Annotated in this window: 22 protein-coding genes, 1 tRNA gene and 2 pseudogenes; 13 read left to right on the top strand and 12 right to left on the bottom strand. The window is 72.2% G+C overall.

What is annotated here, in order from left to right; all coding sequences use genetic code 11:
• Positions 1-73: 73 nt before the first annotated feature.
• The 5 genes and pseudogenes from ACFZBB_RS34055 to ACFZBB_RS34035 all read left to right on the top strand — a co-directional run bounded on the left by ACFZBB_RS34055 (position 74) and on the right by ACFZBB_RS34035 (position 3,212).
• Entirely contained in the window at positions 74-898 is an 825-nt protein-coding gene (locus tag ACFZBB_RS34055; RefSeq protein WP_391130903.1) for a Scr1 family TA system antitoxin-like transcriptional regulator, read from the top strand.
• Positions 899-1,003: 105 nt separating this feature from the next.
• A complete protein-coding gene (locus ACFZBB_RS34050; protein ID WP_391130900.1) occupies positions 1,004-1,219 on the top strand; it encodes a DUF397 domain-containing protein in 216 nt (71 codons plus the stop codon).
• Between the two features lie 142 nt (positions 1,220-1,361).
• The gene (locus ACFZBB_RS34045) at positions 1,362-2,168 is read left to right on the top strand and encodes an SAM-dependent methyltransferase (protein ID WP_391130880.1); all 807 of its coding nucleotides are present in this window, start codon (positions 1,362-1,364) and stop codon (positions 2,166-2,168) included.
• A 61-nt stretch (positions 2,169-2,229) separates the two neighbouring features.
• Positions 2,230-2,889, top strand: a pseudogene (locus tag ACFZBB_RS34040) (helix-turn-helix domain-containing protein); the annotation flags it as partial.
• A gap of 125 nt (positions 2,890-3,014) precedes the next feature.
• Complete coding sequence (locus ACFZBB_RS34035; RefSeq protein ID WP_391130877.1) at positions 3,015-3,212, top strand: DUF6126 family protein; 198 nt, start codon at positions 3,015-3,017, stop codon at positions 3,210-3,212.
• A gap of 58 nt (positions 3,213-3,270) precedes the next feature.
• Here the strand turns inward: ACFZBB_RS34035 and ACFZBB_RS34030 are convergent, their stop codons facing one another.
• On the bottom strand, positions 3,271-4,305 hold the full coding sequence (locus tag ACFZBB_RS34030; RefSeq protein WP_188279675.1) for a trans-acting enoyl reductase family protein: 1,035 nt from the start codon (positions 4,303-4,305) through the stop codon (positions 3,271-3,273).
• A gap of 102 nt (positions 4,306-4,407) precedes the next feature.
• Between ACFZBB_RS34030 and ACFZBB_RS34025 the strand changes: the two genes are divergently transcribed.
• The 4 genes from ACFZBB_RS34025 (at position 4,408) to ACFZBB_RS34010 (ending at position 9,453) form a co-directional block, all read left to right on the top strand.
• The gene (locus ACFZBB_RS34025) at positions 4,408-4,668 is read left to right on the top strand and encodes a DUF5302 domain-containing protein (protein WP_355342836.1); all 261 of its coding nucleotides are present in this window, start codon (positions 4,408-4,410) and stop codon (positions 4,666-4,668) included.
• Between the two features lie 188 nt (positions 4,669-4,856).
• Positions 4,857-6,875, top strand: a complete 2,019-nt coding sequence (locus ACFZBB_RS34020; protein WP_391130873.1) for a M3 family metallopeptidase — start codon at positions 4,857-4,859, stop codon at positions 6,873-6,875.
• 67 nt (positions 6,876-6,942) lie between these two features.
• Positions 6,943-7,794, top strand: coding sequence for a GNAT family N-acetyltransferase (locus tag ACFZBB_RS34015; RefSeq protein ID WP_391130870.1), 852 nt, complete (start codon positions 6,943-6,945; stop codon positions 7,792-7,794).
• Between the two features lie 306 nt (positions 7,795-8,100).
• Positions 8,101-9,453 carry an MBL fold metallo-hydrolase gene (locus ACFZBB_RS34010; RefSeq protein ID WP_391130867.1) on the top strand — a complete coding sequence of 451 codons (1,353 nt, stop codon included), beginning with the start codon at positions 8,101-8,103 and terminating at the stop codon, positions 9,451-9,453.
• On the opposite strand, the pseudogene ACFZBB_RS34005 reads toward ACFZBB_RS34010, so the two are convergent.
• Positions 9,429-10,041 (bottom strand): annotated as a pseudogene (locus tag ACFZBB_RS34005) (GNAT family N-acetyltransferase). The gene ACFZBB_RS34010 and the pseudogene ACFZBB_RS34005 overlap by 25 nt on opposite strands.
• Positions 10,042-10,049: 8 nt before the next feature.
• Positions 10,050-13,037, bottom strand: a complete 2,988-nt coding sequence (locus tag ACFZBB_RS34000) for a glycoside hydrolase family 2 TIM barrel-domain containing protein (RefSeq protein ID WP_391130863.1) — start codon at positions 13,035-13,037, stop codon at positions 10,050-10,052.
• A 370-nt stretch (positions 13,038-13,407) separates the two neighbouring features.
• Here ACFZBB_RS34000 and ACFZBB_RS33995 point away from each other — a divergent pair, with 370 nt between their 5' ends.
• Positions 13,408-14,166 (top strand): hypothetical protein, encoded by a 759-nt coding sequence (locus ACFZBB_RS33995; RefSeq protein WP_391130860.1) that lies wholly within the window; start codon positions 13,408-13,410, stop codon positions 14,164-14,166.
• Positions 14,167-14,486: 320 nt separating this feature from the next.
• Here ACFZBB_RS33995 and ACFZBB_RS33990 read toward each other — a convergent pair whose 3' ends face one another.
• Both ACFZBB_RS33990 and ACFZBB_RS33985 read right to left on the bottom strand, forming a co-directional pair.
• On the bottom strand, positions 14,487-15,389 hold the full coding sequence (locus ACFZBB_RS33990; protein WP_391130897.1) for a transketolase C-terminal domain-containing protein: 903 nt from the start codon (positions 15,387-15,389) through the stop codon (positions 14,487-14,489).
• 172 nt (positions 15,390-15,561) lie between these two features.
• The gene (locus ACFZBB_RS33985) at positions 15,562-16,281 is read right to left on the bottom strand and encodes a transketolase (protein ID WP_391130894.1); all 720 of its coding nucleotides are present in this window, start codon (positions 16,279-16,281) and stop codon (positions 15,562-15,564) included.
• Between the two features lie 60 nt (positions 16,282-16,341).
• On the opposite strand from ACFZBB_RS33985, the gene soxR reads away from it, so the two are divergent.
• Positions 16,342-16,872: a redox-sensitive transcriptional activator SoxR gene (gene soxR, locus ACFZBB_RS33980; protein WP_391130857.1), complete on the top strand. Its 531-nt coding sequence runs from the start codon at positions 16,342-16,344 to the stop codon at positions 16,870-16,872.
• Positions 16,873-16,954: 82 nt separating this feature from the next.
• Here the strand turns inward: soxR and ACFZBB_RS33975 are convergent, their stop codons facing one another.
• Positions 16,955-17,245 carry a YiaA/YiaB family inner membrane protein gene (locus ACFZBB_RS33975; RefSeq protein WP_188280171.1) on the bottom strand — a complete coding sequence of 97 codons (291 nt, stop codon included), beginning with the start codon at positions 17,243-17,245 and terminating at the stop codon, positions 16,955-16,957.
• A 159-nt stretch (positions 17,246-17,404) separates the two neighbouring features.
• Between ACFZBB_RS33975 and ACFZBB_RS33970 the strand changes: the two genes are divergently transcribed.
• Positions 17,405-17,478, top strand: a tRNA-Pro gene (locus ACFZBB_RS33970).
• A 164-nt stretch (positions 17,479-17,642) separates the two neighbouring features.
• On the opposite strand, the gene ACFZBB_RS33965 is transcribed toward ACFZBB_RS33970, so the two are convergent.
• The 5 genes from ACFZBB_RS33965 to ACFZBB_RS33945 all read right to left on the bottom strand — a co-directional run bounded on the left by ACFZBB_RS33965 (position 17,643) and on the right by ACFZBB_RS33945 (position 20,482).
• Positions 17,643-18,185, bottom strand: a complete 543-nt coding sequence (locus ACFZBB_RS33965; protein WP_391130854.1) for a tyrosine-type recombinase/integrase — start codon at positions 18,183-18,185, stop codon at positions 17,643-17,645.
• A 63-nt stretch (positions 18,186-18,248) separates the two neighbouring features.
• Entirely contained in the window at positions 18,249-18,758 is a 510-nt protein-coding gene (locus tag ACFZBB_RS33960) for a hypothetical protein (protein ID WP_391130851.1), read from the bottom strand.
• 138 nt (positions 18,759-18,896) lie between these two features.
• Positions 18,897-19,184, bottom strand: coding sequence for a helix-turn-helix domain-containing protein (locus ACFZBB_RS33955; RefSeq protein WP_391130848.1), 288 nt, complete (start codon positions 19,182-19,184; stop codon positions 18,897-18,899).
• 678 nt (positions 19,185-19,862) lie between these two features.
• On the bottom strand, positions 19,863-20,246 hold the full coding sequence (locus ACFZBB_RS33950; protein ID WP_391130845.1) for a hypothetical protein: 384 nt from the start codon (positions 20,244-20,246) through the stop codon (positions 19,863-19,865).
• On the bottom strand, positions 20,243-20,482 hold the full coding sequence (locus ACFZBB_RS33945) for a hypothetical protein (protein WP_391130842.1): 240 nt from the start codon (positions 20,480-20,482) through the stop codon (positions 20,243-20,245). Before ACFZBB_RS33945 ends, ACFZBB_RS33950 begins: the two co-directional genes overlap by 4 nt.
• A gap of 87 nt (positions 20,483-20,569) precedes the next feature.
• On the opposite strand from ACFZBB_RS33945, the gene ACFZBB_RS33940 reads away from it, so the two are divergent.
• Positions 20,570-21,241 carry a hypothetical protein gene (locus tag ACFZBB_RS33940; RefSeq protein ID WP_391130839.1) on the top strand — a complete coding sequence of 224 codons (672 nt, stop codon included), beginning with the start codon at positions 20,570-20,572 and terminating at the stop codon, positions 21,239-21,241.
• Between the two features lie 5 nt (positions 21,242-21,246).
• Here the strand turns inward: ACFZBB_RS33940 and ACFZBB_RS33935 are convergent, their stop codons facing one another.
• Complete coding sequence (locus ACFZBB_RS33935) at positions 21,247-22,050, bottom strand: hypothetical protein (RefSeq protein ID WP_391130837.1); 804 nt, start codon at positions 22,048-22,050, stop codon at positions 21,247-21,249.
• Positions 22,051-22,114: the final 64 nt, after the last annotated feature.

Genomic DNA, 22,114 nt, shown 5'->3' with positions numbered 1-22,114 from the left:
TAACAGTCAAGGGAGTTGGAGGTTGAGCCACGTGATGGACCCGCGGCCGGGCGGCGCTCCGACCGTCCTGCGCATGGTGCTCGGCAAGCGACTCCAGGACCTCCGCGAGCGGGCCGGGCTCAGCTTCGAACAGGCCGGACAGGCCCTCGATGTCACCCATGCCACGATCCGGCGGATGGAAAAGGCCGAAGTCGGGCTGAAGATCCCCTATGTCGAAAAGCTCCTGATCACCTACGGAATCACCACTCCCGAGGAGATCGGCGGCTTCCTGGCCCTGGCCCGCGAGGCCAACCGGCCCGGCTGGTGGCACAGTTTCCGCGACGTCCTGCCGGACTGGTTCAGCGCCTTCGTCAGCCTGGAGGGCGAGGCCACCGTCATCCGCGCCTACGAGCCGCACTACGTGCCCGGCCTGCTCCAGACCCCCGCGTACGCGCGCGCCGTCCTGCGCGCGGGGATGCCGCACGCGGCGGCCGAGGAGATAGACCGCCTGGTCGAACTGCGCGTCGAGCGCCAGGCGCTGGTCCGCAGGGACGAGGCCCCGCTGCTGTGGGTCGTCATGGACGAGACCGTGCTGCGCCGCCCCATCGGCGGCCGGCGGGTGATGCGCGAGCAGATCGACGTCCTCGCCGAGGCGACCGAGCTGCCGAACGTACGCCTCCAGATCATCCCGTTCGCCTCCGGCCCGCACCCCGCCATGTACGGACCCTTCCACATCTTCCGGTTCCAGCTCCAGGAGATCCCGGACATCGCCTACGCGGAGAGCCTGGTGGGCGGCGTCTACTTCGACGAGCGGGACGACGTGTCCACCTTCCTGGAGGCACTCGACCGGATGTGCGCGCAGGCCGCGCCGGCACAGAGCACCAAGGCCATCCTCGATGGCATGCGCAAGGAGATCTGAACCATGGATCGCGTCAGCAACGACGGCGTATACGGGTACGGCGACATCTACGACACCGTGCACGACGCCGCCCACGGCAGACATCAGGACGGCATCTACAACGGAATGCCCGCCACCGAACTCGGTCCCGACGGGTGGCGCAAACCCTGGAGCGGCGGCAACGGCGGCTCCTGCGTGGAAGCGAAACGGCTGAACGACGGACGGGTGGCGCTGCGCCAGTCGACCGACCCCGACGGTCCGGCGCTGATCTACACCAATTACGAGATCACCACCTTCATCCAGGGCGCCAAAGCCGGCGAAGCGGATTTCCTCCTCGGATGAGCACCACGCACGAAGGACCGCGTGTCACCCACGCGCGAAGCGCCGCGTACGACGCCGGACGCACCACGTATGACGCACCACGTATGACGCACAAAGCACAGAGCACAGCGGCACAGCAGAAGCGAAGGAAGCGGAGGACGGCGTGACCGACCAGGGATTCCCCGTCGACGAGATAGACACCAGCAGACCGCATCCGGCCCGTATGTACGACTACTTCCTCGGTGGTTGGGACAACTACGAGGTGGACCGGGAAGCCGCTCAGCGTGTCCTCGACGTCGCCCCGGACGTGGTCCTGGGCGCCCGCGCCAACCGCGCGTTCCTGAGCAGAGCCGTCCGCCACCTGGTGGAGGGCGGGATCCGGCAGATCATCGACATCGGCACCGGCATACCCACCTCGCCGAACACCCACGAGATCGCGCACTCGGTCTCGCCCGACGTCCGGATCGCCTACATCGACAACGACCCGATCGTGGCCACCCACGCCGGGGCGCGGCTGATCGGCACCGGCAACACCGGCTTCTTCCTCGGGGACATGCGCGATCCGCGCACGATCCTGGAACACCCCACCATCAGCGAGCTGATCGACTTCGACGAGCCGGTCGCGCTGCTGCTGGTGTCGGTGCTGCACTTCGTCACCGACGCCGAGGACCCGGCGGGCATGCTCGGCACGCTGCGCGAGGCGCTGCCGGCCGGCAGCTACCTGGTGCTCTCGCACGCCACCGCGGACTTCCACACCGACGTGGCGCCCGAGGTGATGGAGGTCTACAAGAAGGCCACCGCCTCGCTCACCGCCCGCAGCCACGCCGACGTGCTCGCCTTCTTCGACGGGTACGACCTGATCGAGCCCGGTCTGGTGCAGGTCCCGCTCTGGCACCCGGAGGGCCCGGAGCTCAAGCCCGCGGAGCTGCGCAAGATCGGGGTCTACGGGGGCATCGGCCGCAAGCGCTGATTACCGCGGGTTTTTGCCTCTGAGGTAACTCGTTTGCCTGAGAGGCAAGCCGTGCTGTTCCATGGAAGGCATGGACGCCACCCACGGCACGGACATCCTCGACTCCGTGGACAGTGCGCCACCCCCGGGTGCGCTGTCCACGGACCATCTCGTCCTCGCGCCCCGCCTGCGGGACCGGCGACGCGCCAGCGGCCTCACCCTGGAGACCGCCGCCCGACGGCTTGAGCTGTCCGCGGCCCATCTGTCCCGGCTGGAGTCCGGCCTGCGCCAGCCCTCGCTGCCGGTACTGCTCGGCCTGGCCCGGCTCTACGGCACCACCGTCTCCGACCTGCTGGGCGAGACGGAGGCCGAGCCGGATCCCATCGTACGCGGCGACCGCATGACGGCCGTGCCCGCGGGCGGCTGGACGTACTGGCGGGCGGGCGGCACCGGCCGCGCGATGCAGGCCCTGCGCGTGCACATACCGTCGGGCGCCCAGCGCGCGCTCGTCCGCGTCCACCCCGGCGAGGAGTGGCTGTACGTGACCGGGGGCACGCTGCTGCTCAGCCTCGGCGACCGCGGTCACACCCTGGGCGCCGGGGACTCCGCGCACTTCGACTCGCTGGTGCCCCACCGGCTGGAGGCGGCGGATGCCGGGGGAGTGGACCTGCTGTTCGTCCACACCCTCATGCAGAGCGAGACCTCCGCCCTGTGCGTCAGCCCGCAGGACGCCGTCGCGGGCCGCGCGCCCGCCGACGCCCCGCGCACCGATACCGGCCGCGCCGACCCCACGCGCGGCACCCACCAGGACCGTACGGATCAGCCCCGCGCACGCGCCCGGGGCGACGAGACCAGAGGAGCCCGGCGATGAGCGGCCAGAACCCGGCACCCGCCCCGACCCCCGAGCAGGTGCCCCCGCCCCGCTCGTTGGTGGTCGGCACCACCAACGGCACGGAGAAGCGCAAGGAACGCGGCGTCGTCCTGCGCGTCCTGGTCTACGTCGTGGTCGCCCACGCGCTGGCCTTCTTCATCTGGCTGCTGTTCCTGGTCGGCAACCGCGGCTGACCCGCCCCTCCGGGGCGGGATCGCCCGCCGCGTCAGGACACCGCGCCCGGCGCCGCACTCAGCCCAGCGCCTCCACCGTGACCGTCACCCCGTCCAGCGTGCCCGCGTAGTCCGCGCCCAGCGCCAGCGACGGCGTCTGGAAGCCGGTCGGCAGCCCCGGCAGCCGCCCGATGATCCGCAGCACGGAATCGGCCGTCATGCCGTACGGGCCGGGGCCGGTGAGGGTCGCGGTCACCGTGTTGCCCGCCGCGTCGCGGGCGCGGCCCCACACCTCGCTGCGGCTCCCGCTCAGGGCGCGCTCGCCGGGACCGCGCACCAGCTTGCCGACCACGCCCGCCAGCGCCCCGCGCAGCGGCCCGACCCGCAGCAGCCTGCTCGCGGCGAGCGCGGGCGTCGGCACGGGCACATAGGTGTACGTGGTCACGTCGGGAATGCCCGTCGAGTAGTAGGCGGTGCTGACATCGCCCCACGGGATCGACACGACCTTGCGGGTGCCGGAAGGGAAGGCGGCCTGCACCTGGCGGGAGCCGACCGGCACCGTACGGATCTCGCCGCCGGTACGGATCCTGCCGCCCACGCCCATGCCTTCGAGCGCGGTCCGCGCGGTACCGGGACTCGCCCCGCCGCCGATCAGGAAGGCGAGGTCGAGCTGGGTCGCGTCCGGCAGCCGGGCGGCGAGCAGCGCGGCGACGCAGTCGGTCGGCACCACGTCGAAGCCCGCGCCGGGCAGCAGGGTGATCCCGGCCTTCTCCGCGCGCGCGTCGAGCGCGTGCAGCGACTCGAAGACATCGATCTCACCGGTGATGTCCACATAGTGGGTACCGGAGTCGAGACAGGCGGTCGCCATCGGCAGCGCGGTGCGCGCGAAGGGGCCCGCGCAGTGCGCCACCGTCTCCACGCCGTCCAGTCCATGGCGTATCGCGGCCGGGTCGCCGAGACCGAACACCCGGTGCTCCAGGCCCAGTTCGGCGGCCAGCGGCACCAGTTTCGCGGCGTTGCGACCGGCCAGCACAGGGCGCTGTCCCAGTGCTGCGGCGCGGCGGGCGATCAAGCGGCCGGTGTAGCCGGTGGCGCCGTACAACAGCCAGGTCATCAGTCTGATCCTCCCCGGAAGTGGTGAACGGAACCGTACACGCGCCGTGTGCCCCGGCGATATCGGGTGGGCCGACGCCGTCCGGCATGCGACTCTGGTGGCATGACCGACCAAGAGCAGGAGGCCACCGTGGCCGCTGAAGCAGCACCGCAGGACGCCGCGGCGGAACCGGAGACCGATTCGGACGCCGAGGCGCAGGCGCCGGACGAGGACGAGGTGAAGCGGAAGTTCCGCGAGGCACTGGAGCGCAAGCAGAGCGCGCGCAAGGGATCCGCCTCGGGCGGCAACAACCAGTCCAAGATCCATGGCGCGCACGGCAAGGCCGGAGGACAGCGGGAATTCCGTCGCAAGAGTGGCGGCTGACACCGGGACCCTAGCCGCACGGCACCGCAGTCCCACCGCCGTACCGGCAGCACATCGTCGTCCCACCGCCGTACCGGCATCACACCGGCGCCCGCACAGGTCAGTGACCTGGGCGGGCGCTTTTCACGATCCGCGCGAGCGCTCGCCACGGCCTGACGGCGGGCAGGGCGCCGCGTAGGGTCGACGGGGTGACGACGAATCCGTTCCTCAGCCCGAGTCCGCTGCCGTACGAGCTGCCGCCGTTCGCCGACATCAGGGACGAGCACTACCTGCCCGCCTTCGAGCAGGGCCTGGCGGAGCACCTCGCGGAGGTCGAGGCCATCGCGGCCGACCCGGAGCCCGCGACCTTCGAGAACACCCTCGTCGCGCTGGAGCGTTCGGGCGCGCTGCTCGCCCGGGTCAGTGCCGCCTTCTTCAACCAGGCGTCCGCGCACATCACCCCCGCCGTGCAGGAGACCGAGTCGCGGATCAGCCCGCTGCTCGCCGCGCACAGCGACGCCATCCGCCTCAACCCCGGCCTCTACGCCCGGATCACGTCGCTGTACGACACCCGCGACTCCCTCGGCCTCGACTCCGAGTCGCTGCGCCTGCTGGAGCGCTACCGCACCGCCTTCCAGCGCTCCGGCGCGGAGCTCGACGCGGACGGCCAGCGACGGCTGCGCGAGCTGAACGCCGAGATCGCCGCCGCCTCCACCGCCTTCGGCCAGAACATCGTCGCCGCCGGCAAGGCCGCCGCCCTCGTCCTCGACGACCCCGCCCAGCTCTCCGGCCTGTCCGCGGGCGCGATCGCCGCCGCCGCCGAGAACGGCACCGCGCTCGGCCACGACGGCTCCTACGTACTGAGCCTGCGCAACTTCTCGAACCAGCTCGAACTCGGCTCGCTGGACGACCGCGACGTGCGCCGCCGCCTGCTCACCGCGTCCCTGAACCGCGCCCAGGACACCAACGGCCCGCTCGCCGTCACCATCGCCACCCTGCGGGCCGAACGCGCCGCGCTGCTCGGCTACCCCAGCCACGCCGCCTACGTCGTCGCCGACCGCACCGCGGGCACCCCGCAGGCCGTCACCGACCTGCTCGACCGCCTGGTGCCGCCCGCGCTGGCCAACGCCGAGCGCGAGGCGGACGCCCTCGCGGAACTGGCGGGCGGACCCGTCGAGGCGTGGGACTGGGCGTACTACGCGGAGAAGGTCCGCAAGGAGCGCCACGACATCGACGAGGCCGCGCTGCGCCCGTACTTCGCGCTCGACAAGGTGCTGCACGACGGGGTCTTCCACGCCGCCCACGAGGTCTACGGCATCACCGTCACCGAACGTCCCGACCTCGTCGGCTACCACCCCGACGTCCGGGTCTTCGAGGTCTTCGACGCCGACGGCAGCCCCCTCGGCCTCTTCCTCGGCGACTTCTTCGCCCGCGCGTCCAAGCGCGGCGGGGCCTGGATGAATTCCCTGGTCAGCCAGTCGGAACTGCTGGGCAAGCGGCCGGTGGTGGTCAACAACCACAACATCGTCAAGCCCGCGGCGGGCGAGCCCGCACTGCTGACGTTCAGTCAGGTCGACACGCTCTTCCACGAGTTCGGGCACGCGCTGCACGGCCTGTTCTCCGCCGTCCGCTACCCGTACTTCTCCGGCACCAGCGTGCCGAGCGACTTCGTCGAATACCCCTCCCAGGTCAACGAGATGTGGTCGCTGTGGCCCTCGGTCCTGGAGCGCTACGCCGTCCACCACGAGACCGGCGAGCCAATGCCCGCCGACGTCGTCCAACGCATGCGGGACGCCGCCCGGTTCGGACAAGGCTTCACCACCGTCGAATACCTCGCCGCCGCTCTGCTCGACTGGGCCTGGCACACCCTGCCCGCGGGCACCGACCCCGGCGACGCGCTGGCGTTCGAGGCGGAGGCGCTCAAGAAGGCGGGACTGGCCCTCCCCGCGATCCCGCCGCGCTACCGGACCACGTACTTCCAGCACGTCTTCGCCAGCCAGTACAGCGCGGGCTACTACTCCTACATCTGGAGCGAGGTCCTGGACGCCGACACCGTCACCTGGTTCGAGGACAACGGCGGCCTGCGCCGCGCCAACGGCGACACCTTCCGCCGCGCGCTGCTCTCCAGGGGCGGCAGCGTCGACCCGATGGCGGCCTTCGCCGCCTTCCGCGGCCGACCGCCGCGCACCGAGCCGCTGCTGGAGCGCCGGGGGCTGCTGACGCCGTGACCGCCCCGCGCGGCCGACGCCGGAAAACGGCGTGCGCGCGGCCCGGGCGCGGGGCCACCATGGGCCGATGAGCTGGACGATCACCGCGGACCTGACCGCGTTCGAGACCGAGGCGGGCCCGTTCCTGCGGGAGCGCCCGGTGGAGAATTCGGTGCCGATCACCATCACCGCCGCGCTGCGCCGCCGCGGGCTCGACGCGTACGGCGGGCAGCCACCGCTGTTCGGCTGGTGGCGCTCCGAACCCGGCGCCGCGGTCGCCGCGGCCTTCCTCCGTACGCCGCCGCATCCGCCGCTGCTGACCGGCGGTCCGCCGTCCGCGGCCGGTGAGCTGGCCGAGGTCTGGCCCGGTGAGGCCCCTGGCGGGGTGCGCGGCGAGCGCGAGAGCGCCGAGGCGTTCGGCGCGGCCTGGGCCGCGAGGACCGGCGCCGAGGTCACGGTCGAGCGCGCCATGCGGCTCTACCGGCTCGGGGACCTCACCCCGCGCAGGCCCGCGCCGCCCGGCCGCGCCAGGGTCGCGGGTCCCGCCGACCGCGAACTGCTGCTGCGCTGGCACCGCGCCTTCACCGTCGACATCGGCGAACCTCCCGTGGACGACGAGCGGGCCATGGACGACGCCATCGCGCTCGGCGGACGCACCTTGTGGGAGCGGGACGGCGAGCCCGTCGCGATGGCCGGGAGGGCCGCCGACGCGGCGGACCCCTCGGGCACCGTCCGGGTGATCGCCGTCTACACCCCGCCCGCGCACCGGGGCCACGGCTACGCGGGCGGCGCCACCGCGGCCGTCTCGCGCGCCGCGCTCGACGCGGGCGCCCGCGATGTCGTGCTCTTCGCCGACCTCGCCAATCCGGTCAGCAACGCGCTGTACCGGCATCTGGGGTTCCGGCCGGTGCGCGACCACGTGTCGCTGGCCTTCGGGTGACGGGGATCGGACGGGGACGGGGACGTGTCGGGCGGCGGGGCGCCGGCCGACGGCGGGGCGTGGAGAGCGGCGGGGCCTCGGCCGGTGGCGGGGGCGGCGGCGTACCGGGGGAGTGACGCGAAACGGCCGTCGCGGCGGCCGGGCCACCGTAAGCGGATATGACGGCAGATGTGACACCAGGGACGGGGGAGAACCGGTGAAGGCGGCCAGGCCCGGGGCCCCGGCGCCCCGGCGGGCGCGGCGGACCGCCGCATAATGGGTGGTGGCGGGACCCCGCCGCTCGTCGTCATCTGCTCTGGAGGACCCGTGACCGGCGCCGGCCGACAGCCGTCCCGCCTCGTGAAGATGCGCCCCCCGTCGTTCGGCGCGGACCCCACGGGCGCCCGGCTGGAACGCATCCTTTCCTCACCGAATTACGCGGACGGCGCCTTCGTCAACCCCGTCGGCGCCCGCAGCGTCCCCAGCGGCAGCATGTTCAAGGCGCTTCCGGCCAGTTTCCGCAAGGAGGCCAGGCAGCCGCGCAAGCCCGCGGGGCCGGTGCCCCTGCACCCCACCACGCTCGCCGACATCGCGCGCCCGCCCGTCTCCGGGCTGCGGCTGACCTGGATGGGCCACTCGACGGTGCTCGCCGAGATCGGCGGCAGGCGCGTGCTGTTCGACCCGGTGTGGGGCGAGCGCTGTTCGCCCTTCGCCTTCGCGGGCCCCAAGCGCGTGCACCCCGCGCCGGTCCCGCTGGAGTCGCTGACCGGCCTGGACGCGGTCGTCATCTCGCACGACCACTACGACCACCTGGACATGCCCTCCATCGTCGCGCTGGTCCGCAGCGACGCCGTCTTCGCGGTGCCGCTGGGCGTCGGCGCGCACCTGGAGCACTGGGGCGTACCGCCCGAGCGGCTGCGCGAGCTGGACTGGAACGAGTCCACGGAGGTCGCGGGGCTCACCCTGACCGCCACCCCCGCCCGGCACTTCTGCGGACGCGGCCTGCGCGGTCGCCAGCAGACCCTGTGGGCGTCCTGGGCCGTCACCGACGGCACCCACCGCATCTACCACAGCGGCGACACCGGCTACTTCCCCGGCTTCGCGGACATCGGCGCGCAGCACGGCCCGTTCGACGCCACGATGATCCAGATCGGCGCCTACAGCGAGTACTGGCCCGACATCCACATGACCCCGGCCGAGGGGCTGCTGGCGCACAGCGACCTGTCGGGCGGCACGCCCGCGGGCACGATGCTGCCGATCCACTGGGCCACCTTCAACCTGGCCATGCACTCCTGGGCGGTGCCCGCCGAGGGCAGCGTCGCCGCCGCGCGCGAGACCGGGGCGAAGATCGCCACCCCGCGGCCCGGCGCGCCCTTCGAGCCCGCCGACGAACAGCCCGAGGACTGGTGGTGGCGGGCCGTCGCCCTGCCGCCCGCGGGCGGCTGGCCCGAGCGGCCGGAGCACGCGGAGGGGACCGAGCGGATCAACGCACCGGACGGGCCGGAGACCGCCGGGGCTCCCGAGGCCGCCGGAAGCGTGGACGGGGACGCGGGGAACGCGGCGGCCGAGTCCGGCTCCGAGGCCGGGCCCGAGGCCGCTTCCGGCTCCGATTCCGGCTCCGATTCCGAGGACGCCGGTCGTACGGACAGCGGCGACTACGAGGTGGCGCGGCCCAAGTAGGTCAACCCCCCCCCGGCGTCCGGCACCGCGATCTCGTGGAAGCCGAGGCGGTCGTAGAAGGCCCGCGCGGGAGCGTTGGCGGTGAGCATCCCCAGATGCACCGCCGGTACGCCCCTGGCGGCCGGGGCGCCGAGGAACGCCTCCATCAACGCCCGCCCGTGGCCGCCGCGTTGGAAGTCCGGCAGCACATCGAAGTGCAGATGCGCCGGATACGCGGCCAACTCCGGTTGCTGCGCCATCCGTTCCGGGTGGTGCAGCAGCACGGGCCATCGCCTCGCTCGGCGTCCCCGGCTCCCCGGCCGGCTCGGGGAAGCGGTCCGCGACCGTCGGCAGCCACTCGTCGCGGAAGCGCTCGACGAAGGCCGCCGTGTCACCGGTGCCCAGCACGTGACCGACCGCCCGGCCGTGCCCGTCGTCCAGTACGAAGGCCGCCTCCGGCTCCAGCACGGCGTACGGTGCCGCGAAGATCGCCCCCAGCAGTTCGTGGTCCCGCTGCGGATACCGCGCGCTCGCGTCCCCGCCCGCGCCAGCCGCACGCAGGCAGATGTCGTACAGCGCGGGCAGGTCCTCCGGCCTGAACGGGCGTATCGCGGTGGTCACTCGGTCTCCGGAAGCGGGAGGTCGGCGGGCCCCTCGGGGTCGGCGGCGGCCAGGCTCATGAAGGTGAACGCGAAGGCGGCGGGCGCCGCGCGCAGTTGGTGCCGGGGGAGTACGTCGGGGCCGCAGGCCGCGCTGCCCATGCCGTGCAGCGCGTGGTCGAGGTGCACCCACAGCACCTCGGAACGCGTCAACTCGTGGGTGTGCGTGGCCCGGTCGAGTTCCCCGGTGCTCCACGGACGGGCGGTGAACCAGAACGGCGGCTCGCCCTCCACATGCAGCCCGGTGCCGTCCGCGCGGCGCAGCCGCGCCCACCGCACGTCCGCGCGTGCGCCGTTCTCCTGCGGGCGTACGTACGGCGTCTGGAGCCCGTCCACGGTGCCGGTGTACCGGCCGATCCGGGACGCGGCGCGCGTGTCGGGGTACGCCTCGCCGGGCCCGCCGCCGTACCACTCGACGCGGTCCAGGGTCTGGCACAGCCCGAGCCGTACCCCGAGCCGGGGGAGTGGCAGCGTCCAGTCGCCCTCGGGCGTGACCTCGACACCCAGGCGCAGCCGGTCCCCGGTGGCCGTCCAGGTGTAGACGGTACGCAGCGCCAGGTCGGAGGAGGCCGGGGCGACACGGGTGGTGACGGTGAGCGCGTCACCGCCGACGGCCACGGAGACGATCCGGTGCCGCATCCGGTCGAGGCCCAACTCCCGCCACAGCCGGTCCAGTTGCCCCTCGGGATTCCAGTCCGCCCCGCGGTCGTTGTCGGTCGGGGCACGCCACACGTCCAGCACGGGTCCGGTGACCGCCGCGCCCTCCAGATAGCGCAGCGTGCCGTCGGCCGCGTCGAAGACGCCGGGGCCGAGCACGATCAGACCGCCCTCGGCGAGCCGCGGGGAGTGCGGATCGCCGACGCGCGCGGTGGCCGCGTCCGCCGGCGCGGGGGCCGCGAACTGCGTCCATGCCACCTCGTGACCTGACGGCGCCCACGCGGTGTCCTCGGCGAGCACCGCCCGCACCGTCCACCACCCCTCGCCGCGGCCCACCGTCCGCGCCGCCCGCGGCAGTTCGAGCACCGCGCTCTGCCCGGGGCCGAGCGACGGCACCTCGAACCGACCCGCGTCGCTCCGCGCGCCCGCCACCTCGTACGACCAGCGGAACGCCAGATACGACAGGTCGGTGAAGTCGTGCAGATTGGTCACCGTGACCGTGCCGCGCTCCGCGTCGCCCTCGATCCTGACCGGCTCGACGACCTTCTTGTACTCGGTCAGCCCCGGCGACGGCGTGCGGTCGGGGAAGACCAGCCCGTCGCAGACGAAATTCCCGTCGTGCACCTCCTCGCCGAAGTCGCCCCCGTAGGCGAAGTACGACGTCCCGTCCGCGGTGCGCTGCCGCAGCCCGTGGTCGATCCACTCCCAGACGAAACCGCCCTGGCAGCGCTCGTACGCCTCGAACAGCCGCTGGTACTCGCTGAGTCCGCCGGGCCCGTTGCCCATCGCGTGCGCGTACTCGCAGAGGATGAAGGGCAGTTCGCGCCGGTGCTTGTCCAACTGCGCGTCCGCCAGCGGCGGTTCCTCGCGGCGGCCGATCAGCTCGGTCTCGGCGTGGTTGGCGTACATCCGGGAGTAGACGTCGGTGTCGGCGCAGGTGAGGTCGCCCTCGTAGTGGATCGGCCGGGCCGGGTCACGGTGCCTGATCCAGTCCGCCATCGCGGAGAGCCCGGCGCCCGTGCCGCACTCGTTGCCCAGCGACCACATCACCACCGAGGGATGATTCTTGTCCCGCTCCACCATCCGCGCGGCCCGGTCCAGCAGCGCGGGCGTCCATCGCTCGTCGGCGACCGGATTGCCGCGCCAGCCGACCACCTCGAAACCGTGCGTCTCCAGATCGCACTCGTCCATCACCCACATGCCCAGCTCGTCGCACAGGTCGAGGAAGGCCGGATGCGGTGGATAGTGGCTGGTGCGGACCGCGTTGATGTTGTGACGCTTCATCAGCAGCAGGTCGCGGCGCATCGTCTCGCCGTCCACCACCCGGCCGTGGTCGGGGTCGAACTCGTGCCGGTTCACCCCGCGCAGCAGGATCCGGCGCCCGTTGACCTTCAGCACACCGCCCTCCACCGCGACGGTCCTGAAGCCGATCCGCAGCGGTATCCGCTCGCCCTCGGTCGCCAACTCCGCGTCGTACAGCCGCGGTACCTCCGCCGACCACGGCTCCACCGGCACCGTCACCTCCTCACCGGTCGCCAGGTCGAGCCCCAACTCCGGTACGGTCACCGTCCCGCCCGGCTCGCAGTCCACCCGCAGCGTGCCCGTACCGCTCGCGTGGTCGTAGCCGCAGTGCACGAAGAAGTCGGTCACCGCGCCCTCGGGCCGCTCGATCAGCGTCACATCGCGGAAGATGCCGGGCAGCCACCACTGGTCCTGGTCCTCCAAGTAGCTGCCGGACGACCACTGGTGGACCCGGACCGCCAGCACATTGCCGCGCGGGCGCAGCAGTTCGCCGACCTCGAACTCCACCGGCAGCCTGCTGCCTTTGAAGGTCCCCAGCTCCTGCCCGTTCAGCCACACCCGCGCGCACGAGTCGACGCCGTCGAAACGCACCACCGCCGCGCCGCCCGGCCAGTCGTCCGGCAGGTCGAAGGCGCGCAGATGGTCACCGGTCGGATTCTCCGTCGGCACGTGGGGCGGGTCGACCGGGAACGGAAAACGGACGTTGGTGTACGCGGGGCGCCCGTACTCGTGCTCATGGGTGTGCCCCTGGAGCGGCCAGTGCGACGGCACCGTCACCGCGCCCCAGCGCGTCGCGTCGAACCCCGGCTGGGCGAAGGAGTCGTCCTCCGCGTCCGCCGTCGCCGACAGCCGGAAGCGCCAGGCGCCGCCGAGATTCACCCGCCGCGCGTCCGACACCGCCCACCACGCGCGCGGCGCGAGCGCGCCGGTGCCGGGCGACACATCCTCGTAGTACGGAACTACCCCGGACTGTGACGCGTCGCGCATCGTGCTGCTCCTCATGAGGATGCTGGTGGTGTGCCCGCTGTATCGCTTGCGGCTGTACGGGTATGGGGCGGTATCGGGCTGTACGGCCGCCAGGCTCCGCGGCACCCGACGGCGTTGGGACATGCCGGTGGCCTGGTCGGTCACGGATGATTCTCCTGAGGCGAGGGCCCGCGCCGCTAGTCGTCGCGATCAACGAATCCGGTCCGGGGGAGCGGGGAGGCTCCGCGCCGGGCGCCGCGGTGACGTACTGCCTTCCGCCGTAAGGGAGTTGGCGGTACCGGCCGATTTGACCGGCGTACGGCGGCGCTGGGAGCATGCCCGCCCGGGGCGCGGGGGCGGACCCGTGGTGCGGACGAGGGGGCGCTTCACCATGACGGACTTCACGACCGTTGATGTCGCGACGGCGTATGCCGGGACCGGCCGGGGGCCGGCCGCTGCGGCCGAGCCGATCAGCGGGCTCAACGGCGGCTCCGCGCTCCTCCTCATCTCGGTGGTGGTCGTGGCCGTCGCAGCGGTCGCCGTGATACCGCTGATCATGGATGTGCGGCGGGCCACGGCCTGGCGCCAGCAGATCACCGACCGGCTGCTCGAGGACGCGGCCCACGACCACGAGGTACGCGACCTGCTGCGCGACCTCCGCGAGCCGCGCGGCGTCCGCGGTCTGACCCGCAGCGTCATCGCCGTCCTCATCCTCGCGCTCGTCGCCTTCGCGCTGGCCGTCGCGATGCTGTCGTCGGGCGCCGACTCCGGCGACCTCCGCAAGACCATCGTCACCTCGCTGATGACCGTCCTCGCCACCGTCTCGGGCTTCTACTTCGGCTCGCTCGGCGCGCAGAACAGCGCGGAGGACGCGCGGCGGCAGGTGGGGCGCTCGTCGGCGGCGCCGCCGAAGCCGGGCGCCTCCGGCGGGGGTGCCGCCGGGGGGAGCAGCGGCAAGGGGGCGGTGCCGCCCGCGCCGGGGCCGGGCACGCCGGGTGGTCCGGGCGCTGTCGGGTCTCCTGGCGGTCCGGCTGCTCCGGCGGGTCCTGGCGCGTTCGAGGGCGGGCCCGCCGCCGCGCAGCCGACGCCCCCGGCGGGCGTGCCGCAGCAGGGGGCCGTACCGGCGCCGGAGGGCGGGCACGGGGTCTGAGGAGTTCTCGCCGAGGCGCTCAGGCCGCGCGCCGGGCCGCTCCGACCGCGCTCGGCCGCTCCGACCGCGCGCTCGGCCGCTCAGGCCGCGAGCCGGAGCCCGAGACCGAGGCCGGGCGCGTACGGGCCGAGGCTTTCGGACCGCGGTCCGGGCGGTAGGGGGGCGAGGCCGGACCTTTCCGACCGCGCCCGGGTTTGACGGTCCTCAGCTCCAGGCTCTCGGACCGCGCCCCCGGCCTTACCCCCCCCGTGCCCCGCTCGTACGGTTCCGGCCTCGGGCCGCGTGCGGGCGTTGCCGCCCTCCCCACGCCCCTTCGCGGGTCAGACCCGCAGGAACGCGTCGATCCGGGCCCGTAGCGACTGCGCGTCCAGGCCGTGTCCGGCCACGTGCTCCTGCCAGGTGCCGTAGTGGCGCAGTTCGGCGCGCCGGGTGCCGAGCGCGAGCACGCGGTGCGGGACGTCGGCCAGCGCCTCGGCGGCGTGCGCCGACGACGTACCGGCGAGGTAGGGCTCCACGACGACGAGGTCGGCCGCATCGGTCCGAGCGGTCGCCTCCCGTACGGTGGCCGCGTCGAACGGCCGTACGGTCGAGGCGTACAGCACCGTCACATCGCGCCCGGCCGTCGCGTCGAGGACGGCGTCCAGCATGGGCCCGACGGCCAGGACGACCCCGGCGCGCCCTTCGCGCAACACCTGGAAGCGGCCGGGCGAGACGGGTCGCGGCGCCACGTTCGAGTGATCGCTGAGCCGTACGTAGACGCGGCTGTCGCCGTCCGCCGCCGCGTGCCGCAGCAGCGCGTCGGCCTCGTCGGGGTGCCCCGGCACGTGGACGGTCCAGCCGTCGAGCGTGTCGAGCAGCGCGACGTCGCCCGGCGCCTGATGCGTACGCCCGCCCGCGGCGATGTCGTACGAGGCCCCCGCGCTGACCAGGACCGCGCCCACGCCCTGGTGTCCGATGTCGAGCTTGACCTGCTCGAAGGCCCGCTCGGTCAGGAAGCTCGCGAAGGTGTGCGCGATCGGCCGCAGCCCGGCGAGCGCCAGCCCGCCCGTCGCCCCGACCAGCAACTGCTCCCTGATCCCGACGTCGATCACCCGGTCGGGGTGGGCGCGGGCGGCGTCGCTGAAGCGGTCCGAAGAGATCACGGCGAGGACGACGGCCAGCCGCGGATCGGAGTCGAGCAGTTCGGTGGTGACGGCGGCGAACCGCTCCCGCATGGTGTCCATGGAATCCCCAGTCATGTCGTTTCTTCGCCTGCGCTCAGTCGCGGTCGCGGCCGCGGTCTCGGCCTGTCCTCGGCCTCGGCCTCGGTCGCGGCCTCGGTTGCGGTCTCGGCCGATGTCGCTCGGGTGTCGACGCTCGGGTGACGTCGCTCGTCGTCGCTCGTGGACCCGGCGGTCACTTCGGCTCGACGCGGGCGACCACGGCGCGCGGCCGTCCCGGATGCGGCGCGGTGAACGCCTCGTACAGCGCGGCATGGTCCCGGCCGTCCACGGTCACCGCGGACCAGCCCTCGGCGGCGAACCGCGAGGCCAGCCCGCCGGGCCAGCCGTACGTGGCCGAGGCGTTGTCGACCGCGACGACATGGAGCCGGTCGAGGCCGACCGCCCCCGCGTACTGCACGGCCTCGTGATTGCTGCCCTCGTCCATCTCGGCGTCGCCCACGAGCACCCATACCGCCGGTTCGTTCAGCCCCTGGGCCCGCAGCCCCAGCGCGCTGCCCACCCCCAGACCGAGCCCGTGCCCGAGCGACCCGGAACCGATCTCCGCGCCCGGTACGAGCGTGCGGTCCGGGTGGTGGCCGAGCGGGGAGTCGTACGTCCCGAAACCGGCCAGCCACGCGTACGGGATGAAGCCCTTGGCGGCGAGAACGGCGTAGTACGCCATCGGGCCGTGGCCCTTCGACAGCAGGAAGCGGTCCCGGTCCGGGGCGTCGGCGCTCTCGGGCCCGACCCGCAGTACCCGGTCGTACAGCACCCACAGGACGTCGAGGGTGGACGTGGCGGCGGTGTCGTGCTTCTCGTCGCCGGTCATCCGTGACATCAGGTGGCGCAGGTCGTCGTACCCGTAGCGCTCGGGCTGTTCTGAGTGGCCGGACGGCCCCGTGCGGTGCGTCATCGTCATGGGACGACCTTGCAACTTCAAGCCGACTTGAAGTCAAGCGTATGCTGGGCCGATGTGACCCTCTCCACCCGTGACCTGCTGCCCATCGGCGAGCTTTCGGCCCGCAGCGGCATCGCCGCCTCCGCGCTGCGCTATTACGAGGACCTCGGGCTGATCCACTCCGAGCGCACCTCGGGCGGACAGCGCCGCTACCGCCGCTCCACGCTGCGCCGGCTCGCCTTCATCCGCGCCGCCCAGCGCATCGGGCTCTCCCTCGACGAGGTCGGCGCGTCCCTCGCCCGGCTCCCCGTCGACCACGTCCCCACCACCGCCGAATGGAACGGCGTGGCCCGGTCCTGGGAGCAGCGCATCGACGACCAGATCGCCGAGTTGCGACGCCTCAAGGCCAAGCTGACCAGCTGCGTCGGGTGCGGCTGTCTCTCCCTGACGCGCTGCGGTCTCTACAACGTCGACGACGCGGCCGGGGCGGCGGGCCCCGGCGCCCGCTATCTGCTGGGCGACACGCCTCCCGATACGGCTTCCGCGTCCTCGCCGTCTGACGCGTCCTCCCCGTCTGACGCGTCCGACGCCCCCGTTACGCCCTGAGGGCCCCAGTCGGGGCGATCCCCGTGGAGGCCCCCGACCGTCGGGAGTCCGTCACCCGCAGGCGTCACGCGCGGGCCGCCGACTAGATGCCCTCCATCTTGAAGGGGTCGTGCTCCGCGAGCAGCTTGTCGAGCCGCGCCTGGTCCACCCGGCTCACGACCTGCCCGACCTCCTGCCGGTCGCGCACCACCTTCGCCAGCGTGAACGCCGCCGTCACCACATAGAGCAGCCCCAGCCCCAGAAACGCCCGCTCCCATCCCCCCACCGGCAGATACGCCACCCCGACCACCATGGCCCCCAGCGCCACCGCGAACGAGATCGCCGCCTGCGCCGCATACGCCGCCGTCGTCTCCTGCTGTATCGGTTTCGTCATGCCCCGACCTTCCCCCGGCCCCGCCCCGCCCCACATGAGTACCCCTACTCAACTCCCCCCGCCCCGGCCCCCACCCCCTCTGCGCACAAACACCCCCCGAGGTGCGGTATCGTTCTCGTGCACGGTCACCCGGGGCCACCACCCCGACCGACCAAGCACCGGGACGTGGCGCAGCTTGGTAGCGCACTTGACTGGGGGTCAAGGGGTCGCAGGTTCAAATCCTGTCGTCCCGACGGTGCACGAAGGGCCCGCTGGACTGGCATAGAGCCAGGTCAGCGGGCCTTCGCCGTTGTCGGCAACGGTTTCCATGTGACGTGCCGTCAGGGTTCTGGGGACCAATTGGGGACCACAAGTGCGGAAAATCCGCAGGTCAGGCCGTTTTCGGTCCGTTTCAAGATCATTGTGCGGGGCCTGGTTGTGGGTTTCCTACAAGCCCCGGAGTGTTCGCCCGTGGTTCGGCGGGGGTGGGTAGGCCGGGCTTCGTGGTGAGGTGGGTGCTGAGGTTGTGGCCGGCGTGGATCACGGGCCGCAGGTCGGGGTGGAGGTAGCGCTGGGTGGTCTGCGGGGAGCCGTGGCCGGCGATCAACCGCAGGACGTGCAGGGGGACTCCGGCGTCCGCCATCCTGGTCAGTCCGGTGTGGCGCAGGTCGTGGCGGCGCAGGTGTTCGTAGCCGAGTGAGTTCACGACGTCGTCCCAGTGGGTGGCGTCGCGCAGGACGGCGGTGGTGATGCGTCCGCCGCGGGGTCCGGTGAACAGGCGGGCGTCGGGCCGGCCGCCTGCAGCGAGCACGCGCTGGGCGACCATCGGGCGGACCTCCTGGATGAGGGGGACGCGGCGGGCGGTCTTGCCTTTGGTGTTCTTGTCGGCGAGGCCGCCGGGGGAGGGGGTGGTCTGGCGGCGCACGGTCCAGATCCAGTTGGTGAGGTCGATGTCTTGCACGCGGACGCCGGAGACCTCGCCGATACGGGCGGCGGTGCACGCGGCGAACGTGACGGCGTCGCCTCAGCCTGGGTGCTGGTCGGCCGAGCGGGCGACCAGGGCCACCGAGAGTTCCTGCAAGGCGGCCCAGTCGCGCAGGGCCAGGGAGCGGGGGTCGTCGAGTTCGTCCTCGGCGAGCTGGTACTGGCGCTGCCAGTCCTTGATGCGGGCGGGGTTGGCGGTGATCAGTCCGTCGCGGACGGCCTGTTCCATGACGCGTACCAGGACGGCGAGGGTGTTCTTGACGGTGGAGCGGCCCTCGCCGTCGGCGATCCAGGCGTAGGTGGTGCGGTCGACCGCGCCGTTGGTCACCATGGTCACCGGCAGATGCCCGAGCGCGGGCACGACGCGCAGCCGCCAGCCCGCCAGGTAGGGGTCGGTGGTCTTGGGCTCCAGTCCGCGCAACGCCAGCGTCATATGGGTGCTGCCGTACTCGGCGAGGGTCTGGGTGGCGGTGGCCGGGTTGATGCCGCAGGCTGCGGAGGCGAGCAGAGAGTCGATCCACTCCTGCGCCGCGTCTTGTGTCGGGTGCATCTGGGCGACCGATCGCCGGCGCTTTGTCTGGGGGTCGGTCCAGCGGACACGAGCCTTGTAGGGGAGCTTACGGCCGGGACGGTGCTCGATGTCCTCCGACAGGGTCACGGCGATGGGGAGTTGGTGGCGGTAGGGCAATCAGGCCGCCCTTCGCCGGGCGCCGGGTGTCGTGCGCCGCTCGTGCAGCCAGGTCTGCAGGTCGCCTGCGTCGTAGAGGACGACGCGCTCGGACAGGCGGATGAACGGCGGTCCCTGCGGAGGTCGCTCAGCGCGCCAGCGCCGCACGGAGGACGGGTCGACACGGAGGAGCCGGGCGATCTCCTCGGTGGTCAGCAGCCGCGGGGCCTGCGGGCGGGGCGGGTCGGCTTCGGCGGCGGGGCAGGCTGCCTCGGCGTTTGTCACGGGTACGGCGGGGTCTTGCGGCATGCACTTCCTTGGCGTCGGCTCAGGGCTGAGACACGGCAACGGGCGGGAGAACGCGCAGAGTCCAGCCGTTGAGACGGATGCCCTCCCGCTGGGGAGCACCCGTTGGCCGGCCTGCGGTTCACTGTCCATCTTCATCAGGAAATGCGTTTTGCCTGACGGCATTTTCCGTGTTATCGCCCTCGTGGAGACGCCCGACGCCCCTCGGGCGGAGGCTGTGACGGCTGGCCTCATCCGTGCGCGGGCGACCGGGTTGGTCGTGTCACCAGCGGGCTGGGACGACGATGTGCACAGGGTCAGGGGCAGGCGGTACGAGCGCAGGCGGCACGGACATCGCCCGGTAGTGCGAGCAGCGTTTTCAACGGAACGCTCGGGATCGCGGATGCCGCCACGGCATCAACGCGCAGGGAAACAGTGCCGCTAAAAACAGCAACGGCTCCGGAGGCCGGAGCTCCTTCCGGAGTTTCCGCAGGTCAGAGTGTTATCTGGCGCTTCGTCATGCGCTCTGCGCCACAAATACGCCACACACTCCGGGCGGCGGGGCGGTGGCGGGCGGGTATGTCGGGGTGGTGCCGGGCAGGCCGGCGGTGGTCATACTGGGCGTCCCTCCTCTTAGGTGAGGCAGTGGAGCCTGGGACAGCCGTCGAAGCCGCCAAGCACAGCGGCTGTCCCGGGGCGTAGCTAGGGCCGCTCTCCTGCGGGGTGCAGGGTGCGGGTGGCGTAGTGCAGGCGCAGGCCGGCGGAGTCGATGACGAACGCGGCCGCCTCTTCGAGCAGGCCGGACACCTCGCGGTCCTGGTCCTCGTTCTGCTCCTGGTCGTCCTCGATGCGGTCGGCGACGCGGCCGGCGACGGCCAGGAGCTGCGCGAGGCTGCCGAACACCCCGGCCTGCGGGTCGTCCTCGCGGAACAGCTCGCGCAGGATCTCCGCCAGCGTCTCCGGGTCGGCCAGGTCGGCCAGGCCGTCCTCGAGCTGCTGCAGCGCCGTCAAGGCGATGCCGACCGACGCGCGGGCACGGCCGATCCGCGGGTCCTCGGCATCCGCCCCGGGGCCGGTGGCGGTCACCGGGCAGCTCGCGTGGCGAGCCAGGTGGTAACGAGCGCGGCGGCGACGCCGATCGCGCGGTGCGCGGCTTCGTCCAGCTCCATCAGCGCCGTCCCCGGACCCGAGAGCTCCGGGGCCGCGTCGCCGGGCTTGCGCACCGCGGTGGCGTGGTCGATGTATCCGGTCTTCCCGGCCCGGTCGGCGAGTGTCGGTAGGTTCCGATATTCGAGCGTGCGGAATAGAGCAACGAGGCCCATGCCTCCAGCTCGGCAGGGACACGGTGCCGCAGGAGGCGCAAGGGGCCGGAGCCTGCTGTCCCTGGGCTACTCGGTAGCGTCCTTCTGGTGAATCTCAACCTCTTCAACGCTGTGCCCGACGGCCTGACTCAGCGAGCTCGATCGTTCGTCCAAGCTCACGGAGTCAAAGTCGACGTCAGGCACGTCGAGGACCACAGACAGTGGTGGCTTGAGCGAGAAATCCCGGCCGCGGTCATCGACCGGATGGCTGCCTATGAGGAGCGCTGGGGCGGTCTGGTCCTACCACCGGCATCCCAGTACGACGGCGGCCCGAGGTACCTCGAAGCGGACTCCCCAGAAGGCTCTGAATCTGAAGGTTGGTGGTTCGAGGCCGGGATGCAGCGGACCGCAGTCCCGTACGGGTTCATGATCGGGCCGTCTGGCGAGTTCGGCATTCATGCAGGTCAGTGGGCGCCCCTCCATGCCACCGTCGAGGGCTGGGTGGAGTCGCTCGCGCTGACGCACCACGCGTCCATGTGGGCGAAGCAGATCAGCAAGGTCACCGGCGACGATGTCGATGGCATCGCGCTGGACGGGTTCGAGCCGGTGCGCGAAGTGATGGGCCTCGCCGACACTTGGTGGCGAGGAGCCGACTCACTGGTCGCGGTCTATACAGGTGAGGCCGAGGCCCTCTCCTTTCCGCGGGGCCGCACTGCGTTGATCTACTCCGGCTTGGATGAGTGGGGCCTGCGAGGAGGCGTCAAGGACAGCACCATCTGAGGACGTCAAAGGTGATCCAGAGTCTCGCCAGTGTCTGATCTGCGGGCCACCTCGGCTGCGTAGGCGGCTCTGACGGCTCCTGCTGCCCATCGGTCGACAGCGGCGGGGCTGATGCCGAGGAGGCGTTCGAGGACGCCCGCCGGCATCGTGGTGCAGATGTCGAGCAGGGCCGCGCAACGGCCGGACTCGGAGGGAAGCCCGATCTTCCGGAGTCGGGCGAGGAGCTGGCCGCTGGTCAGGTGCTTTCCCGGCTGCTGGGTCGGGAAGAGCCAGGGTGTGTTGGACTCGTTCGCCGTCACAGTGTGCTGGTGATCGTCGGCGATGTCGACGAGTCGGAGGACCAGGGTGTCCAGGGGCGGCGGCAGCCTCAATGGAATCTCGTGGAGTTGAAGGGCGACGCCCTTGTCGTCCTGGATGACGTGTGCGGTGGTCAGTCGGCAGGTTCGGGCGGGGGTCTGGCCATAGAGCAGGACCATCAGCCCGGCGCCGCGGTCTTTCGTCTCGACCGAGTCGTCGTTGAGGAGCCGACGGGCAATGCTCCAGCGTGTGTCAGCGTCCAGCGGGAGGTGGGAGACGCGCCGGGGGCGGGAGGGGATGTTGATGTTGGAGGCGAACTTGCTGCGGACTGCCCAGGTGACGAACGGTGCGGCGGTGTAGGGGCCTTGGTGGTCTTCGGAGGTGAGCCAGAGGTCGATGTGTGCTTGCAGGCAGGTGGCCAGAGTTTCGCCCTGGTCCTTGATCCAGTCGAGCAAGGCGATGGCCTTGACGATCTGGGTCTGTGAGGGGCCCCGAAGTTTCCGGACAGGCACCCAATAGGGTTGTCCTGAACAAGGAAACGAGGAAGAAGTGGCGCCACCCAGTAAGTACTCGCCG

Source organism: Streptomyces sp. NPDC008139, assembly GCF_042957025.1.
Taxonomy (GTDB): domain Bacteria; phylum Actinomycetota; class Actinomycetes; order Streptomycetales; family Streptomycetaceae; genus Actinacidiphila.
The sequence above is the reverse complement of the archived record's forward strand: the minus strand, read 5'-3'. Positions and strand labels throughout refer to the sequence as shown.